Origin of the sequence: Legionella pneumophila subsp. fraseri (assembly GCF_000586315.1) — a bacterium.
GTDB classification, from domain to species: Bacteria; Pseudomonadota; Gammaproteobacteria; order Legionellales; family Legionellaceae; genus Legionella; species Legionella pneumophila_B.
The window spans coordinates 54,103-73,727 of sequence record NZ_KK074223.1 but is presented as its reverse complement, the minus strand read 5'-3'; the positions used below and the strand labels follow the sequence as shown (position 1 = coordinate 73,727).

The following is a 19,625-nucleotide window of genomic DNA, read 5'->3' as shown; positions in this document are numbered from 1 at the left end:
ACTTTTTCAAGTAGTTGTGTCAGATTAAGTCGAAACTAATTCAAATAATGGGATGGTTACAAAAATTTTCAAAAGCCATAAATGGATTTTATCATTTGTTAATATGGAATAATATTTGTTTGTGAAACATCCCTGTTAATGATGTTTTTAAATTGTAGTGCAGAGTAATAATTCATCCTTGTATGAATGAGAGTGTAGTCGTAAAATGATCGATTCATTCATTTGGCAGCACCATTGGCTAAGGATTGCTTTGTGTTTCGATTTTTATTTCCTGTCAGTCTTTTTATAAGTTCCATTCTCCTGTTCAGCATTCAACCCATGGTTGCAAAAGCAATACTTCCAATTTATGGGGGCACACCGGGCGTGTGGACTGTTTGCGTGCTTTTTTTTCAATTTATTTTGCTCATTGCATATGGCTATGTATGGCTTTTAAGTCAGATTAAGAAACCTGCTGTTTGGCGTTTAATCCATATGGTTTTGGTTGTCTTAAGTTTTACAGCTTTTCCATTGTTGTTTAATCCTGCAGTGAGGGATGGACAACCTGAGTGGGTGATTCTACATAATTTGTTGATGCAACTGGGTTTGCCTTTGTTAGTGATTGGCGCTTCTGCTCCTCTATTACAATTTGCCTATAGCCAGACAAAAAGTAAAGGAGCTTCAGACCCTTATTATTTGTACATATCCAGTAATCTTGGAAGCTTGAGTGCCTTGCTTTTTTATCCATGGGTTATCGAGCGATTTATTGGTTTGACTCATCAATTTTATTTCTGGAACCTTGGGTTTGCCATTTATTTGCTACTTTTGGTAATAGTTCTGTTTTTTACAAAATACCAACCCTTAATGTTAGCTGAAAAAAAAGAGGTGGATTTTTTGTCGTGGCGAGAGATAGCCTATTGGATTTTTTTGAGTTTTGTCCCTTGCAGCTTGATGCTAGGGGTTACTTTATATATCACTACTGATGTTGCTGCAACTCCATTGTTCTGGGTTTTGCCTTTAGCACTTTACCTTTTGTCATTTGTATTTACCTTCACGGCTAACCCCTTTATTTCACAAAAATGGATTTCTCGTAATTGCCTGTTTTTTCTGGTTTTTACAATTCTTGGGTTCATTTTTGGGGTTAGCCAAATCAGAGTGTGGCAATTGGTGCTATTTAATCTGTTAAGTTTTTTTATTTTGGCTTTATTATGTCATGGTCAGTTGTTTGCACGAAGACCTAAGCCACACAAACTCACCTTGTTTTATTTTTGCTTGTCCATCGGAGGAGTTTTAGCAGGGGTTTTTAATGGAATTTTAGCGCCAAATTGGTTTAATTATGTTTATGAGTACCCTTTAGCCATTTTATTAAGTTTATTTGCTCTTCCACTGCCAAAAACTAACCGAGGATGGTGGGTGCCTTTAGTTGTTTTGGGTTTGCTGTCGCTGCATTATTTCATTCCTACCGTTCCCTGGTTTAAAAGTACTACAACTTTTCACATCCTTGCTATTTTGGCGCTTGGAATTATTGTAATTTGGCATCGCAATAAAATGAATCTTGTACTATCCATGCTCATTTTATTTGTTTTCCTTTATTTTCCTCCGTTGCAAGACAAACAGATTTTGCTCAAGGAAAGAAATTTTTACGGCGTCAAGCAAGTCTTCAAAAAGGATGATGTGCATGCATTAATAAGCCAATCAACCCTTCATGGGATGCAAGTCATGAATGCAGAAAGATCAAGTTATGGTACAAGCTCCTATTATGGAGCCATAGCCCCGATTGTCGATATTCTGAAGAAGGAGTTTCATCCGCTTTCTGTGACGATTATGGGATTGGGGGCAGGAACGCTGTTGTGCCAATTTCGGGCAACTGATTCACTAAAGGTTATTGAGATTGATCAACAAGTAATTGATTTGGCTAAAAATAATAAATTATTCACATACATACGTGACTGTTCACCTTCAGCCGAGATTATTAAACAGGATGGTCGATTGGCCTTGGTTAATATGCCAGATGCTTCGCAGAATTTGTTAATTTTGGATGCGTTTAATTCAGATGCTATTCCTGTCCATCTGATGACACTTGAAGCATTCACCTTATATAAGAGGAAAATTGTCGAAAATGGAGTTATTTTGGTTAATCTAAGTAATAGACATCTGCAAATGCTCCCGGTAATTAATGCAATTGGACGTTCTTTGGATATGATAACTTTATTTTTAGCGCATAAGGGAGATAAGAAATTGGGGCAATTTAACTCAGAATGGGCTTTACTTACCTCGAATCAATCCTTGGCATTTCAAGTGATGAAAGGAACAAACTGGAAATTTGTAGCAGATGATGATCAGTTTTTATGGACTGATGATTATTCTAATATTATTCCCTTGCTGAAATGGTAGGGTAAAAAGATAAGCTAGCAAATCCATTTATAGTCTTGGTCTATCATGATGCCGGCTATCTATATTACCAAGGGTAAGATAGAAAAGTAGCCGGTAATGGCTAGAGGGATGGCAATTGCCAACGCACCTTAGCTTATATTTCAGCAAGGTTTCCTTTTGTTTCTAGCCAGACCTTTCTATCGGCTGCTCGTTTTTTGTTGAGCATCATATCCATAATGGCTTCTGTTTGCTCTTCATCATCAAGAGTCAGTTGTACCAGACGTCTTGTATTGGGATCCATTGTGGTTTCTCTAAGCTGAATGGGATTCATTTCACCTAATCCTTTGAATCGTTGCACATTCACTTTTGATTTTGTGGTTTGAGTGAGATGTTGAACGATTCTATTTTTTTCTTCATCATCCAGGGCATAGTGAATCAGCTTGCCTGCATCGATTCGATAGAGTGGGGGCATGGCTACAAAAACGTGACCTGCTTTAACCAGAGGTTTGAAGTGCTTTAAAAACAAAGCGCATATTAATGTGGCAATATGAGCTCCATCAGAGTCTGCATCGGCAAGAATACAGATTTTCCCATAGCGAAGACCTTCAAGATCACTGGAGCCAGGGTCTACGCCTATAGCAACAGAAATATCATGAATTTCCTGGGAAGCCAGCACTTGTGAAGAATCCACTTCCCATGAGTTAAGTATTTTTCCACGTAAGGGTAAAATAGCCTGATAATCTTTATTACGAGCTTGTTTGGCTGAACCACCTGCGGAGTCTCCTTCAACCAGGAACAGTTCTGCTTGACTTAAATCCGTTTGCAAGCAATCGGCTAATTTCCCAGGTAAAGCAGGTCCCTGGCTGACGCGTTTGCGTGCCACTTGTTTGGCTTGTTTTAGCCGTTTCTGAGCGCGTTCTATTGCCAGGGTTGCTATGGCTTCGCCTTGATTGCGATGCTGGTTCAACCAAATTGCGAAAGCGTCTTTTATAACATTACTAACTAATCCTGAGGTTTGGCGTGAACTCAATCGCTCTTTGGTTTGCCCTGCAAATTGCGGCTCTTTCATTTTGACTGACAAAACGTATTGGCATGATTCCCATAGATCATCCGCAGTCAATTTTACTCCGCGAGGAAGAAGATTTCTCAGCTCACAAAATTCAGACAGGGCTTCAAATAATCCTGAACGTAATCCATTGACGTGAGTGCCGCCTTGGATTGTCGGGATTAAATTCACATAACTTTCATTTAAACTGCCATTAGCAGAGTCTGACCAGGCTAAAGCCCAATCAACGGTTGCTTCATCACTTTTGAATTCGCCGGCAAAAGGTTCTTCAGGTAAATAATCTTCAGGCAAGGTTTGTTTCAAATAATCAGTTAAACCTTGTTCATAACACCAGTTCATTTCTTCATTGGTGATTTTATTGATAAAGGTCATGGACAAGCCACTACACAATACCGCTTTTGCTCTTAATACGTGAGTCAGGTGTTTTACAGAAATTTTTATGGTATCAAAATATTTGTCATTAGGCCAAAAACGTATAACAGTACCGGTATCTCTTTTTTTTGTAACCCCGGTCTCATTTAATTCACATAATTTGTCACCATTAGCAAAGGTCATTTGATAAATGATCCCATTGCGCTTTATGGTGACGTCAAGTCGTTCTGACAAGGCATTTACTACGGACACACCAACACCATGCAAGCCACCAGAAAAGCTGTAATTTTTATCTGAAAACTTACCTCCGGCATGAAGTCTGGTCATAATAACCTCGACACCACTTAAGCCTAGTTGAGGATGCAAATCGACAGGCATACCTCGGCCATCATCCTCGACTTCAATGGAACCATCTTCATGTAAGGTAACAATAATACGGCTGGCAAATCCTGCAAGTACTTCATCCACGCTATTATCAATCACTTCCTGAGCCAAATGGTTAGGACGTGTCGTGTCGGTATACATACCGGGACGTCGTTGAACAGGCTCAAGACCACTTAAGACTTCAATCGCTTCCGCAGTGTAGTTTTCTGACATGGTATTCACTCAAATATTAATTGTACTTATTCTATCATAAACATTCTTTTGCTCAGAGTGGTATGGTATTTTTATTGCTACTATCACCCTTCTCTTGTTAGAGTGTAGTTATCATTATTTGTGGCAAATTCCATGCAAAATACCGCTGAAATTACTCAACTATCAGTTGCTTTTAAAAGTCCTGATAAAACAGTTCTTGCTTTGGATAAATTAAGTTTTAGTCTAAATCCAGGGGAGACTTTGGTTTTATTGGGAGAATCCGGGTGTGGCAAATCATTAACTTCATTGGCCATGATGAGGTTGCTGCCCAGAGCGGGAGTCTATGGGATTGACAGTCAAATCAATATTCACGGTGAAGACATCTTAAACTTGCCTGAGAAAATGATGAGGGAGTTAAGGGGGCGCAGGCTTGCGATGATTTTTCAAGAGCCGATGACTGCTTTAAATCCCGTACTCACGATAGGAGAGCAGATAGCTGAGGTTTTAAAAAGGCATCAGTCATTGACAAAAGATCAACTAAGAGAACGTGTGATATTGTTATTGAATGAGGTAGAAATGCCTCAACCGCAAACGAGAGTTTATCAATATCCTCATCAATTGTCTGGCGGGCAAAAACAGAGAGTGGTTATTGCCATGGCGCTGGCTTGCGAGCCGGATATCCTTATTGCCGATGAACCTACTACAGCTTTGGATGTGACTATCCAGGCTCAAATACTGGCATTACTAAAAAAAATACAAAAGAAACATCAGATGAGCCTGTTATTAATTACTCATGATTTGGGTGTGGCTAAAACCATGGCTGATAGGATTTGTGTGATGTATGCAGGGCAGGTAGTCGAACAAGCGTCAGTAAACGATTTTTTTTCAAAAGTGAGTCATCCCTATGTTCAGCAACTTTTGGCATCTTTACCTTCATTTGCAAAAAGAAATGAGAAACTGTCTATTATTACCGGTACGGTACCTTCTTTAGAGTCTATGCCTTCAGGGTGTCGTTTCCACACGCGCTGTATTTATGCTTTTGAACGATGTCGCCATGAGGAACCTCAATTACAAGAAGTGGAACACCGTGTATTGAGGTGTCATTTGTATCCTGATATTAAAGAATTGCCATTACTGGATAAAAATAAAATCAGCTGGGTTCCTTCTGTTGAAAAAGAAGAGGTGGTGTTCACAGTAGATAATTTATCAGTTCATTTTATACATAAAAAAGGCTTTTTGAGCCGTAAGAAAACTATTTTCAAAGCGGTTGATGGTTTGTCGTTTACCCTGTCCAGAGGTAAAACTTTGGCCTTGGTTGGCGAGTCGGGCTGCGGGAAAACAACAGCATGCCGTGCCTTGCTGAGGCTATTGCCAGTTACCGGTGGGAAAATCAGATATAAGGATAGAGATGTATTGTCTATGACAGGAGGTGCGTTAAGAAGATACAGAAAAAAAGTACAGATTATTTTTCAAGATCCTTTTTCTTCTATGAATCCACGCATGACTGTTGGAGAGATCATCGCTGAGGGGATGTATGCACAAGGGATGAAGCTTTCTTACATCAGGAAACAACAAAAATCCCTAATTGAGCAAGTTAACTTACCAAGTACCAGTCTGCATCGATACCCCCATCAGTTTTCCGGTGGACAAAGACAACGGATCTGCATCGCGAGAGCTTTGGCGACAGAACCCGATATTTTAATCTGCGATGAACCGACCAGTGCTCTTGATGTCTCTGTTCAGGCACAAATTCTTAATTTATTAAAGGAATTGCAACAGCAAAGAGGTATTTCCTATTTGTTTATAACCCATAACATGGGGGTCGTCTCTTATATCGCTGATGATGTATTAGTCATGAAAGACGGCTTGGCTGTTGAATATGGAGCGTGCGAGAAGGTACTTCGGCAACCAGAACACCCTTATACCAGGCAGCTGTTAAATGCTGTCTTGGACATCGAGTAATATTTCAAATTTTCTTTCACATTTATCTGCTACATTTTATGCAGCTTATATATAATGAGGGCATTCTATCTTTCAGGGAATTCAGGGCATGAAAATCACTCGAAATCAATTAAATTTCAAAGGTGTAAAGGAATTTGGTGGTTGTTTAACAAGAAATGATGAACAAATTGAATTCATTAATAAGGAGATCAAGCTGTTGAAGGAATTAATCGAATTCAATATCCTGAAGGGAATCGATGAAAACAAATCACAATCCTTATTTGATGCTGTGATTGAGGCAGTGGAAAAAGCTGGCTTGGATGTCGAGCATGAACTGCTCATACAATTTATTCAATCCACATCAGAGATTATTGACTCCAAATCGACAGACCTTCCTGAGTTGGTTTCCTTATTAACGGTACTCATTAAATCAAGTAAGAAGTATGACAAATCAGAATTGACCAGATATTGCCGTCTTCTCGATAAGCTTGAAAAAACGGATGAGAAAACCTTGGAACAATGGATAAAAATACTGACTATACTTGGAAGAAATATTGATAGTATAAATGGTGATTTATTATTCAATGTTCAGTCTCTCCTTGAGGTCCATAGTGTTTTACTAAAAGATATTTCTGCTTTATTTGACTATCCTCCTTATCCCGCATTGGATGTTTTTTCTGCGAAATTGCGTGAATATTCGAGAGAATTAAAATTATATATTGATTCATTTGATAGAGATCCAACAGGAGCCAGGGCTTCCAAAGTAAATCAAGAAGGCATTTTGCTCAAAACGAGGGAGCAAATTCTTAATGAGCAATTTGATGCAAGTCAAATTCAAGAGGTTGTTGCCAAGATTCAAAGTGTTGATAATGGGGCGGGTTTATCGTGTAAAGAACAATATGAATTGGCTCAACAAGTCGTATTTATCAATGCGATAGGCAAGGATTTCCCGCTAAAAACAGCGAATGCAAATTACACTGATTTAACCCAATTAGGCAGAGATAAGTTGCAGGAATTGTCTGATTTTTTAATTACGGAGATGAGAAGACTGGATATTAGCAAAGAGGATAAATTGCGAACTCAATTGAAGTTAGTCGCAGTGATGCGAGAGCAGTATTTTCGCTGTACCGGCTTATTCTTTGATACTACACAAATGATTTCTCTTTTATTGTCTTTACATCATCAAGAACAAAATGTGTTGCTGGAAGTCAATCCTAATGAAAACTCGAGTGCTCCACCTGCAGCAGTTCTTGCGGCCATGCAATGGGTGCTTGCAGCGGGTGGTACAGTCGACGTGTGTTTTGCAAATCACAGATTAATAGCTCAGGGTTATCTTGAAAAGGGTGATAGAGATTTCTTTACCTATTTAGGCATCCCCTCCTCTGTCGTAGAGGCGAATTCTGAGTTTGGTACTTACCAGGTTGGTGGTATTAATTTCTCAACTCTTTCTGATTTGACTTCCTATCGCTCTCACGCAGCGATAGAGGATGAGGAACTGTCTATAGATAGATACGGTTATCCTGTTTCCAGCCACCTCATTCTTAATAATATTGATTTTTCTAATGTAGACGATAGAACTTTATCTCATTTTTCTTCACTGTTTGATGATTATAAAGGAAAGGGACGTGTCGTTAGGATCACTGAAATAGAGGGAACCTCTGGTGAAGCGGTTGGGCAAACCAGCCGATTCGATATGGACGCGGGTTATCGGATTTTTCCTGCCAGAAAAAGCTTGCAGGAAGAATTAAATACGCAAAATTCAGCTGATGGACGAAGGGAAGAAGAAGCAGTTAAACAGTATGTCATTCAATCTGTTTCTAATATTCAACAAGTGGTATTAAACCAATTGGAAGAATGGCAAGCCTTTTTGCATTTAATTTACCCCAAGTCAGAATGGAGACAGCTGGATAATGAATTATTTGTCCAAAGAAGCGAGTTGATTGATTCGCTAAAGAGGCAATGGATACAGTGTCTGGAAGAGTCTGATCCTGATAAAATGTATCCAAACCCCTATGTCCGCAGGGATGTTTTTCAGCGCTTACAAACCAGAGAATTGGAAAAGACAATTCAAGCCTATGAGAAATCTGTTTCCAGCATTTGGAACCTAAACCGCGATCAGTTGAAAGCAAAAACAGAAAATAGATTCTCCGAGGGTTCTGTCAATGCATTACGTTGTAAATATTTAGAAGAGGTCAATTTAAGTGAACAAATAAAGTGGAGTAAATTATCAGCTCGTTTAAAGAAAAAAGAAGCGGCTCAAGAGAAAAAGCGTAATCATCGTCACCTTGAATCAGCAGTAGAAGTAACAGGTGCTATGTTAAGCTACCATGATGGTGATTTAGAGCCCTATCGATTAGCTTTTGTGAGCAGCCAACTGAAATTGTGGATCAGGGATATTAGCAAAGAAATCAATAACTCTTCGTTACCTGCCAGTGTTAAACAAGGTCTAATAGAAAGGGCTGATAATGCAGATAACTTTCTTGCTCTCGAGTTGTTATTAATTGATTATGAAAGCAGATGGTTAGATAAGGAGAAATTGAGCGAAAAATTCCGCATGCAGCCAATTATCAGTGACATGCTGAGGGTGTATCAGCTAGCGGGTTTTGAAGAGCATAAAGAACTTCAGATTTTAAAAGAAACCTATCTGGATAATACTGCAGCGCAAATCATTCATCATCTTGACAAGACATTGGCTTGGGCTAAGCCTGAAAACAGAGGTCCTTGGTATTGGATTGAGCGGTCAGCGGTAAAAATAGCAGCGAATGAAATATTGGCTCTGGTTAATGAAGTAAAACAAGCGAGAGATTCTTCATCCAAACAGGCAGCCATCAAAAAATTATATAAAGCCTTATGCAAACATCAAGCTCAATTAGAGGATGTTTGGATCTTTTCATTTGGTCACAAAAATACACGTGATTTGATTCATCAAACATTAAATACCATGGATGGTTTAACTGTTCTAGGTAGAGACGAAGGGGCGCTGGATATTAATTTTATTCAGGAATGTAAAGAAGAAGCGCAATACTATTTGTTACAAGAGAAATTCAATTCTATTTTAGAGGAATTTGAAAAGAATAACAGTCAGATCTTAAATGCCAATTTTGAATGGCAAGAGGTTAAAAGGCAACTTCAGCAAAGGCAAAATGAGAATTGCAAGGTTTATACATTGAATGAAATGTATTATGTTCTTTGCAAAAAAATCAATGAATTATCCATTTCATATTCCTTATTGCGTGAACCTTTGGTGCAATTACGAGGGATGATTCGTACTCTTTGGAATGGTTTTCAGGAAAAACACCAGGATATCATTGATGAGTCAAAATATTTTGATTTTAAAGCGCAAAAAATTAAGGATGAGCTAGAGGGGATAGAAGGATATTCTGTTCTTAACGTGACAGTAAAAAAAGGATATACAGGGTTTAATGAGTATGTGGAGTTAATTATTGAAGGAGAAGGGACATCCCCATTATTTGAAGGATTTATGCAATATAAATCCCGGTTAACTGAATTAACAGAGGCGTATCGTCAGTTAGAGTTTTCTCTTCAGCAAAATAAATTAGAGCTTCGCAATCTGGATAGAATCCATACCAAACACTTACCTTTTTTGAAAGATCGCATCAAGGGCAATCCCGAAGTAGAGTTGTTTCCAGAGCAATGCCGAAGCAAGGTGAAGGAGATTTTGACACTAAAGGAGTGGATTAATGGCCAAATACCTGAAAACCTCAGTCAATTTCCTGAAAACATGCGAAATCATTTTCTTGACAGAAATACGTTAAAAAACATGGATAGAAATACGATGACTATGGAACAAATCGATAAGATAAAGGATGGGCAGTTAAAAGCCGACCTTACAGAATTATATAATAAAATGCATAAGGTCGATGAAGAACAGTCCAAATCATGGTTTTCTACACTGACTCGCAGGATTGTTGGTTTGATTCCCGGCATTTTCAGACAGGAAGAGACAGAGGATGATTGGAGGTATCAATTTAATGAATTACAAGGACGCTCAGATAGCATTTTGCAATCCTTGTTAACTAAAAAAATAATGACAAAATATGATGCGTTGGTTAATGAATTGGTTTTAATCCAACGCAATCTGGCACAACAGATGGACTCTGGCAACAAAAAAATTCAATTTTTAAGAGATAAGATTCTTGAAGAAGAAAGGAAAACCAATGTGATTATCAAGCGTTTTGATAACCTCAACGATTTTTATGATTTTGAGGCTAAACTAAAACGTTTTAAAGCCATACTTTCAATAAATCCAGTAACTGAGGCGCCGATAGAGTCTAAAAACAGGATACTTTCTTATGGTGAGAGGGCGTTTTCCAATCCTGAATCGGAGTTGCAGACGGATACTTTAATGCAACCTCCAATGGTTTTTAATATTTAAGGTGGGTGATGATAAGGATTATAAAACCAGTCGATATCCAAAGTTCGTTCGGGCTGAGGAGATGCATCAGCATCGTCTCGAAGCCTTGGCGCACAACATTAAATCCCGTACAAGGCTTCGAGACGGCACATAAATGCCTCCTCAGCTCGAACGGTTCGAGATAACGACCTATCTTATCCATAACTCATATTATTTAATGAATACCAAACGAGATATGGTGAACCTGGGCAAAGAACTTTATTTGTGATTCTTTAAATACAAGTCCTGTATTATTGGCTTCTCTTTAATGCCGTTCGGGTTATTTTTAATCCGAACGGCATTGCCGGAATGCAGATAACGCAGCGTCAATGGGGTAGAAAATATTATTTATTAATTAATTCAATAATAAAATTCATCACATTATCCAGATTGATCAGTTGTGTTTCGCTTGAAGTTCGAGCTTTGTACTCAACACAACCTTGCTCCAGATTTCTCTCACTGACTACTAATCGGTGAGGAATTCCTATTAAGTCATTATCAGCAAATAATACACCTGCTCTTTCATTACGATCATCGAGTAATACATCAATGCCATGAGATTTGAGTTGCTGATAAAGTGACTCGGCCTGTTCTTTAACTGCTTGTGATCTCGCACCATTAAGAGGAATAATATTGACTTGGAAAGGTGCTAAAGCTTGAGGCCAGATGATTCCGTGTTCGTCATGGTGTTGTTCAATCGCAGCAGCGACTACACGAGTGATCCCTAATCCATAGCAGCCCATGATCATGGTTTGTAATTGTCCTTGCTCATTGATAACAGATGCATTCATGGCTTTGGCGTATTTATCACCTAATTGGAAAACGTGTCCTACCTCTATGCCACGACAACAGTGAAGTGTTCCTTTCCCATCAGGGCTGGGATCACCTTCCTTAACATTGCGTAAATCATAAGCATCATCGTATTTTGCATCGCGCTCCCATGCGGCATTGATAAAGTGTTTATCTGCCTGATTGGCACCACAGACAAAGGAAGACATGGCTAACGCATGATGATCAACAATGACAGGAATGTTTAATTTGATTGGCCCTATTGAGCCTAAGGGAGTTTTGAGTGTTTTTAAAATCAGTTCCTCATCGATAAAAGACAAGGGAGAGTGGACTAAGGGATGTTTTGTCGCTTTGACCTCATTGAGTTCATCGTCCCCTCTTAAGACCAGAGCCACCATAGGATGTTCCTTGCCTTTGACAATCAAGGTTTTGATGGTTTGATTACTGGCGATACCAAGAAAGTTTGCCACTTCATCAATTGTTTTTTGATTTGGGGTATCGACTAATGCAATTGTTTCATCACATGGTTTATTGGCTTTGGGTGGTTTTAAGCTGATCGCTTGTTCAATATTCGCGGCATAGTCGCTGGAGTCACTATAAAAAATCAGATCTTCGCCCGATTCAGCCAGTACTTGAAATTCATGGGAAGCAGAACCGCCAATTGCTCCTGTATCGGCTTCAACCGCTCGATATTTGAGTCCCATTCTATCAAAAATCCTGCAATAGGCTTGATACATATCCTTATAGGTCGCTTGCAGACTTTCAAGACTGAGATGGAAGGAGTAAGCATCTTTCATAATAAACTCACGGGCTCGCATTACCCCGAACCGTGGTCTGATTTCATCGCGAAACTTGGTTTGGATTTGATAAAAATTAACTGGCAATTGTTTATACGATTGCAATTCATTACGCATGATATCGGTAATGACTTCTTCATGGGTAGGCCCAAAGCAGTACTCTCTTTGATTGCTGTCTTTCATGGTTAATAATTGACCACCAAAGGATTCCCAACGTCCTGTTTCTTGCCATAACTCGGCAGGCTGTACCGCTGGCATAAGCAGTTCCATGGCATGAGTTTTGTTCATCTCTTCCCGAACTATATTTTCAACTTTACGAAGCACTCTAAGGCCAAGTGGCATCCAGGTATAAAGTCCTGAGCCAAGTTTGCGAATCATTCCTGATCTGAGCATTAATTGATGGGATGCTATTTCTGCATCGTTGGGAGTTTCTTTTTGAGTGACCAAAAACCATTGAGATGCGCGCATATCTATTCCTGGATTTCTATAAATAATCAAGGTGGATATTATATACTTATCACCATTCAATTTGCGATATGTTTAGTTTAAAGTCCTTAGTTTCTCTGCTCTCCTCAAAAGACTATATTTAGCCCACATTGTCCTATAATTATTTATAAAACAGTGCTTTTAATTGGTAATAATTATGCCAAATCTACCTGGATTATATTTCCTTCAAGCCTATCCACGTGAGGAAATATGGAGATTATTTGTTGATGGACGTTTATGGTCAAAAGAAAATGGGTGGAAGGGCTATGAATCGCGAGAGCCAGGATGCCTTAACGCCGCTTTGGAGAGTTTATGTTCTATTGCATTGCAAGTTGAGAAATCAGGTGAGGAATTTGAATTAAGCGTTGATTTAATAAAGAAGATACACAAGAAGTGTGGAAAAAAGGTGGAGGAATTACAGGAAAAAAATCCAGGTGAAATCAGAACGGATGAACCTGTTTCATTTGGTATTCCAGCTGGCCGAGCCTCAATTAAGGGTATTGAAGAATTCCTGAGCTTTGCCTTTCTTACAGAAGGAGAAGCTGAGTTTGGCCCGGGCAAAGCCGGCCCATTTGGCCCAAGCTTTAATAAGAACTATTTTAAAAATCTGAAGCCTGAACAAGTACCAGAGCTTGCCAAACAAATCTATGTCGATATGTGCAAATATGGGCATAGCAATACCAATCATTTCTATCTTGCAGTAATGAAAAATGTGGATGTCTATCTGGAAAAAATTACTCAATCCTACAATCAGGAAATAAAAACTGCTGAAACACTGGATGAAAAACTTAAAATTATCGTTAAACATATTCGAATGTACGAAGTATTACACCCTTTTCGAGACGCTAATGGCCGAACTTTTGTCAATAATTTATTAAATATTCTTTTAATGCAACAAGGCTTACCGCCAGCAACGTTTTATGAACCTAATGTTTTTGATTTATATAGCGCGGATGAGTTGGTCGTTGTTGTGAAGGAAGCCATTTTTAATACGGTAGAAATTATTGAAAAAAGTAAAAAAAAGGATCCTGTTTTTTTATATGGATATCATTCAAGCTTGGAAGATCAAACCAAATTTCGGGACATGCTGGATAGTCCATCTTACGAAAAAATCAGACATATGGATTTTTCAGATTTAAACCCTGAGAAACTGCAATTGGAGACTCAAAAATGCCTATCATCATTAAATGAGCAATATCCATTACATAGAGGCGCAATCTATCTTAGTGATCCTGGTGAGATAAAATTATTGTTGTCAAATTGCAATGAATCCGACATTAATCAACGGATAGAGCAAGGAGCACCACCTCTTTATGTTGGCAAAACTCCTGCTCATTTGGCTGTCCAATCAGGGAATATGGCAATGATTGATGAGCTTATTGCAAAAAAAGCAGATTTGTCTCTTCAGGATTATGACGGCAAAACCGCACTTCACTATGCTGCTGAATGTGGAAATATGCAAATCATGGGCAAAATACTAAAGGTTGTGTTAAGCCAGGAAAATGCCATCAAGGTATTAAACATCAAGGATAATCGTGGCAAAACGGCATTCCATTATGCTGCTGAATACGGAACCCCAGAGATAATATCAGCCTTGACAACGACAGAGGTTATTCAGATTAATGAACCGGATAACAGCGGCGCTTCAGCAATAACCTTGGCGTATAAGAATCATAAATTGAAAATTTTCGATGAACTATTAAACTCAGGTGCCGATATTAGTGATGAACTTTTGGACGCAATATGGGCCCGGAAGGATAAAGAGACATTAGGTAAAATTATTGCTAAAAATGAGAAAATTCTTTTGAATAAAGAAGCTTTCAGAATCGCTATTTCTATGGGAAGCATCAGTCTGGTTAAAAAATTCTTACATGCCGGGGTAGATATTGATATACCCTTAACTAAAGATAAGGCAACACCGCTAATGTTATCTATAAATTCCGGTAATCCGAAATTGGTCAGTTATTTATTGAAAAAGGGGGCTAATACGCGTTTAACCGATACCAGTGGAAATACGGTTCTGCATTATGTTTTTTATTCAAAAGCAGAAAAAAGAGAAGCTTTAGCGAATATCATAACAGAGAAAGATAAGGAGTTAATTAATCAGCCAAATACTAATGGAAATCCGCCTCTTTATAATGCCGTAGTGGTTAATGATTTGAAAATGGCGACAATTTTATTGGAAAAGGGGGCAAGGGTCGATTTCGAGGACAAGCTTGGGAATAATATTTTGCATAGTGCCATGAGACGATGTGATTTGCCGATCATACTGGATATTGTCAAGAAAGACAGTAGCTTACTTCATAAAAGAAACTCTGAAGGAAGAAATCCCTTTCACCAGGCATTGCATGAGATGCATACGTTTCCATCATCAAAAGAAACAGAAGAAATCCACTTTATGAACTTAAGTGATTTTCTTTTAAAAGAAAAAGTGGATTTAAATAAAAAAGATATTCAGGGAAAAACAATATTAGATATTGCGTTATCCAAGCAGTATTTTCACTTAGGTATCAAACTGATGAAAGCAGGCGCTCATACCAATATCTCTTCCCCATCAAAATTTCTTAAAAATTCTGATGCTGATTCTATTTTGGAACATCCTTTTAAATTTAAGAAAGATTTGAAGAAAGAGCTTAATGAAAATCCTTTAATTGCTATGGCACAAATTAATGATTTGTACGTCCAAATCAAAAATAATTTGATTAGAACTCCTAAAGGTTATGCTCCGAAAGAAGGAGTGTCTTTTTTTAAAGGAAAGTCAAATGATGTCAAAGCGCATGATGATGTTTTATCAGTATTAAAAAAACTCTATGATAGTAAACTTACAGAGGTACTGAGTGATCTTCCTGGAAAAGGAGAGAAAGAAATTAAACAAAGCCAGAAATTTTTTGACAATGAGATTAAATTATTAATTAAAAATCAGGACATTTCGAGGAAAGTCGATAAAAAATCTATTCAGGAAGCAGTTGGTACATCCTTGAAAATAAAATGGTAAGAACTGCTATTTGAATTCCTTTTTATTATCTATTTCGCCCTCCAATAAGTGCAACTCGATTTTTTTGTGAAATGCCTTGTATAATTTACTTTGGTTTTCCCCAAACAATGTTTGGAAAACTCCTGTTTTTGGTTTTATTTCACTATCCAGCATAGATAATAGCAATTTAATATCATTTTTTTCCAGAGAAGATTCTTTAAATAAGTAAGAGCTCAGATCATTTAAGCGTTCCTGATAACTCTTTTTACTATCTAAACCAATGGAAATACGAAAATAGTGAATTAAGATAGCCTGAGCTTTATCAAGGGTTTCTTTTTTAAAAGCTCGCTCAAAATGAGCTTCAGAAATTGGGCACTCGATTTCAGGTTGTACCATTTCAAGTGACAGGCGATGAAATGCTTCTTCCAAATCAGCCTCAGATTTTATCGTTGCTTTAAATAGTGGTGCCAGGATTTGATGTTTCTCGGGGTAATTGATAAAACCTCGTATGAGCTCATCTAAATGATAGGGAATACGCGTTACATTGATGGTTGAACAATCTCCGACGGTACGACTTTTTAAATCTTGCATTACCATCTCCAGCGGGATTTCAATATTTTCAAAATAAGTTATTCCATCGCTCAAACCGTCTTCAAAGAGAATTGCTTTTAATGTCTGTGCTGTTTCCGTATTACCGGTCTTAATAAAATGTTCCAGGACTTCATTAATGGTTTTGACAGATTTTTCCTGGAAGTGTTGTAGTTCTATTTCATGAATTAATTTTATTAATATCTTTCTGCGCTCCAAACTCCGAGACATGGCGCGATTGGTAATGATACGAGCGATATTAAATGAAGAGGGGTAAGGAGTATCTGTCAACTCGTCAAATAGGGTTTTGAAGTATTCTTTATCCACTCCTATCTCACGACGGTCGTTGGTTTGAGCAATCAAACGGGTTTTCAATTCCCCCCAAATCCCATCTGTCATGGATACTATAATATCGCCTTCTGTAAGTTGAACTGTTTTCCTGACAACTAACGCGCTTTTGTCTGCAGTTGTTGCCAGGGCTTGTAATGATGGAGGAGTCCAGGTACCAAATCCTCGATATATATGGCATGCGGATACCATATGTTTTATCTTAAAATGGCTATCCATGATAACAATTAATCCATCACCAATATTTGCAAATTCGCCAACGTATCCTTTTTCCGGATTATATTGATAGATAAAAGCAGCCATCGAAGCTTCTGAGTTTTGCAATTTTTTCCGTGCTGTTTGTTTTTTTTCAGAGGCTTTTGATTGGGTAATCAAATTTAGTGTTGCATCGATATTTTGGTCACAATTCAAAAAATCCTCACAACTGGAATGAGATACACTGTGTATATTATCGTCTTCCTCCTGATCACCATTTCCCCCACCCAGACCATCAGTGATTGCAACTCTTGCGCCGTTAATAATACCCGTTGTATCAGTAGTCACTAACACGCCGGAGGAATCGAGTATGGTATCATGCTCAATGTCTTTCTCTTGATGAGAAAGGCTGGAACCAATAATAATGGCATGATTATGACTTTGATTTACAGAATAAAACCGTTCTGATAAAAAGCTTGATAAACCTTTTGTTTGGTCTTTTGCAACGGATGGTGAAAAAATAATTTTTTTCCCGGTGATAATTTTATCTCTCATATTGCAACTCGTAAGAACAAGCTTATTCTCATTAATAATATAGCGTAACTTCATATGCCAAGCTTAATGGCTTGTAGAAAATCTTATGCTTGGCTTGAGAAATTGATTTCTTTCCAGTGTTTTTACAATTTCAAAAAAGTTTAACTTGCTTTGGCTTCCAAAAGAATGGTTTCAAATTTTTGAGCCAGTAGCTTATTCGCGTCTCCATCCAAGGTGGATAACTCCTCGGTATATGTTTTACAGCTTACTTTTCCGCTATTCACATCATAAATAGCACCAACCATCCCTATCTCGTTGCTGTCTATCATAGTTCGTAAAATATCGCTTTTTTTGTAAATATTTTGCAAGGTATTCGCAACATTTAATTCGGTGACATGATTTACAAAAGTTGGATTTTTTCCATTACGCTCTGTTGTGGTCTCCCTTTCTGCGTTAACTGCGGGTTTGATTTTAGAGAGTAATTGGGTGATATGGCCTTTTTCAATACCATCACAGGCCGATTGAATGGCGCCGCATCGGGTATGTCCCAGAACCATGATAAGTTTCGCACCAACTACGTTACAGGCGTATTCTATGCTGGCCAAAATATCGTCATTAATCACATTGCCTGCTATACGTACACAAAAAAGATCACCGAAACTCATATCAAAGATGGTTTCTACAGGAACTCTTGAGTCGATACAGGCCAAAACCACAGCAATTGGATGTTGTGTTTTTGCAGTATATTTTATATCAATATGATTAGATCTATGAATCCGGTTATCGTCTAAAAAGCGTTGATTCCCTTCAAGCAGTATATTTAATACTTGTGCGGGTGTCAGGTTGGATTGAACATCATAGGTTGTAACCGTAATGAAATCGATGTAATTATGAATTTTATAGTGTTCCTGAAATCCGGTGAAATTCAAAGAAATTTGCTTACTGCCTGCTAACTCTTCTTTCAACTCATTAAATAACTCCAGAATTTCTTTATCAATGTATTGAGAATAACGTGCGTCTATAATCAATTGAGAATGTCTGGGTAATGTATCCAATTCAGCAACCAGTGCGGCTTTGTTAAGAAAAGTTATTTGTTGGGGAAGCACCAAACGGTATGTTGAACCATTTGGATAAATTTCTTTGATGATATCAATACGAGCCTGACTATTGGACTTTAATATATAAAAGAGGCTGATGGCCAAACCGATTAATATACCTGCAAGAAGATTGAAAGTAATAATACTGATCACGGTCACTATAAAGGGAATAAATCGATCACTACCTTGTGAAAAGATATTAATATAGATAGCCGGTTTGTTTAATTTATAACCAGTGTAAATTAAAATCGCAGCAAGAGAAGACAAAGGAATTTTATTCAATGCGCCTGGTATCAACATGACAGCAAACAAGATAAAGAAACCATGGAGTATGGCTGAAAATTTGGTTTTTGAACCGGCGTGGATATTGATGGAGGTTCTGACAATAACTGATGTAACAGGAATACCTCCTACCAAACCTGCTGTTAAATTACCTAAACCTTGAGCAACCAGTTCCTGATTAGTTGGACTATGCCTTCTTTTTTTATCCAATCTTTCTGATGCTTTGAGATTGAGCAGTGTTTCCAAAGAAGCAACGATACATATGACTAGCGCATACAGGTAGACTTTGGGATTAGTCCAGGCGGACCAGTCAGGGTATTCAAGATGACTGAAGAATTGGAAAAAACCATTGGTATCAGGGATGTTAACCAGTTGAGGAGAGTTTTGCACCAGGCTGGAGTTTGTCCAGATGAACAGCTCATTTAATAGTATTCCTGCCAGAACTACAAGGATAGGGGCTGGGATTTCTTTCAGAATTTTATTCTTGGTCATATCAAAGTAGATTAAAATAGCCAATGAAAGCGCAGTAATGATTAGTGCGCCTTCATTAATATGCTCAGATAAAGCCAACAAGGGACTTACTGTAAATCCTTCTGTTGTTTCCAATAAATGCGTTTTAAGTTCATCAAAATCTGATGAGAGTGTGAATGCGAGTGGTAATTGCTTAATGATTAGCAAGATCCCGATAGAACACAGTAGGCCTTGAACCACATTGGAAGGAACGTAATCTGCAACAAATCCTGCTCTTAATGCGCCTATAATCAGTTGTAAAACACCTGCGATAGTAAGAGCCAATAAAAAGGTATTAAAATCACCA

General features: G+C 38.1%; 8 protein-coding genes. 4 read left to right on the top strand and 4 right to left on the bottom strand.

What is annotated here, in order from left to right; translation table 11 throughout:
* Nucleotides 1-252: 252 nt before the first annotated feature.
* Nucleotides 253-2,370, top strand: a complete 2,118-nt coding sequence (locus tag CC34_RS0111510) for a fused MFS/spermidine synthase (protein WP_027228396.1) — start codon at nucleotides 253-255, stop codon at nucleotides 2,368-2,370.
* Between the two features lie 133 nt (nucleotides 2,371-2,503).
* Here the strand turns inward: CC34_RS0111510 and parE are convergent, their stop codons facing one another.
* Nucleotides 2,504-4,384, bottom strand: coding sequence for a DNA topoisomerase IV subunit B (gene parE, locus CC34_RS0111505; protein WP_027228395.1), 1,881 nt, complete (start codon nucleotides 4,382-4,384; stop codon nucleotides 2,504-2,506).
* Nucleotides 4,385-4,516: 132 nt separating this feature from the next.
* Here parE and CC34_RS0111500 point away from each other — a divergent pair, with 132 nt between their 5' ends.
* Together CC34_RS0111500 and CC34_RS0111495 are read left to right on the top strand one after the other, a co-directional pair.
* Nucleotides 4,517-6,325 carry an ABC transporter ATP-binding protein gene (locus CC34_RS0111500; protein ID WP_027228394.1) on the top strand — a complete coding sequence of 603 codons (1,809 nt, stop codon included), beginning with the start codon at nucleotides 4,517-4,519 and terminating at the stop codon, nucleotides 6,323-6,325.
* 88 nt (nucleotides 6,326-6,413) lie between these two features.
* The gene (locus CC34_RS0111495) at nucleotides 6,414-10,700 is read left to right on the top strand and encodes a hypothetical protein (protein WP_028379525.1); all 4,287 of its coding nucleotides are present in this window, start codon (nucleotides 6,414-6,416) and stop codon (nucleotides 10,698-10,700) included.
* A 362-nt stretch (nucleotides 10,701-11,062) separates the two neighbouring features.
* On the opposite strand, the gene CC34_RS0111490 is transcribed toward CC34_RS0111495, so the two are convergent.
* Nucleotides 11,063-12,772 (bottom strand): proline--tRNA ligase, encoded by a 1,710-nt coding sequence (locus tag CC34_RS0111490; RefSeq protein ID WP_028379524.1) that lies wholly within the window; start codon nucleotides 12,770-12,772, stop codon nucleotides 11,063-11,065.
* A gap of 163 nt (nucleotides 12,773-12,935) precedes the next feature.
* Between CC34_RS0111490 and ankX the strand changes: the two genes are divergently transcribed.
* Nucleotides 12,936-15,785, top strand: coding sequence for a Dot/Icm T4SS effector AnkN/AnkX/LegA8 (ankX, locus tag CC34_RS0111485; protein ID WP_080274213.1), 2,850 nt, complete (start codon nucleotides 12,936-12,938; stop codon nucleotides 15,783-15,785).
* Between the two features lie 6 nt (nucleotides 15,786-15,791).
* Here the strand turns inward: ankX and CC34_RS0111480 are convergent, their stop codons facing one another.
* The gene (locus CC34_RS0111480; protein WP_080274212.1) at nucleotides 15,792-17,504 is read right to left on the bottom strand and encodes a phosphocholine hydrolase Lem3; all 1,713 of its coding nucleotides are present in this window, start codon (nucleotides 17,502-17,504) and stop codon (nucleotides 15,792-15,794) included.
* Between the two features lie 86 nt (nucleotides 17,505-17,590).
* On the bottom strand, nucleotides 17,591-19,625 hold a 2,035-nt coding region (locus CC34_RS01000000116530; RefSeq protein WP_231957887.1), incomplete at its 5' end, for a bifunctional SulP family inorganic anion transporter/carbonic anhydrase.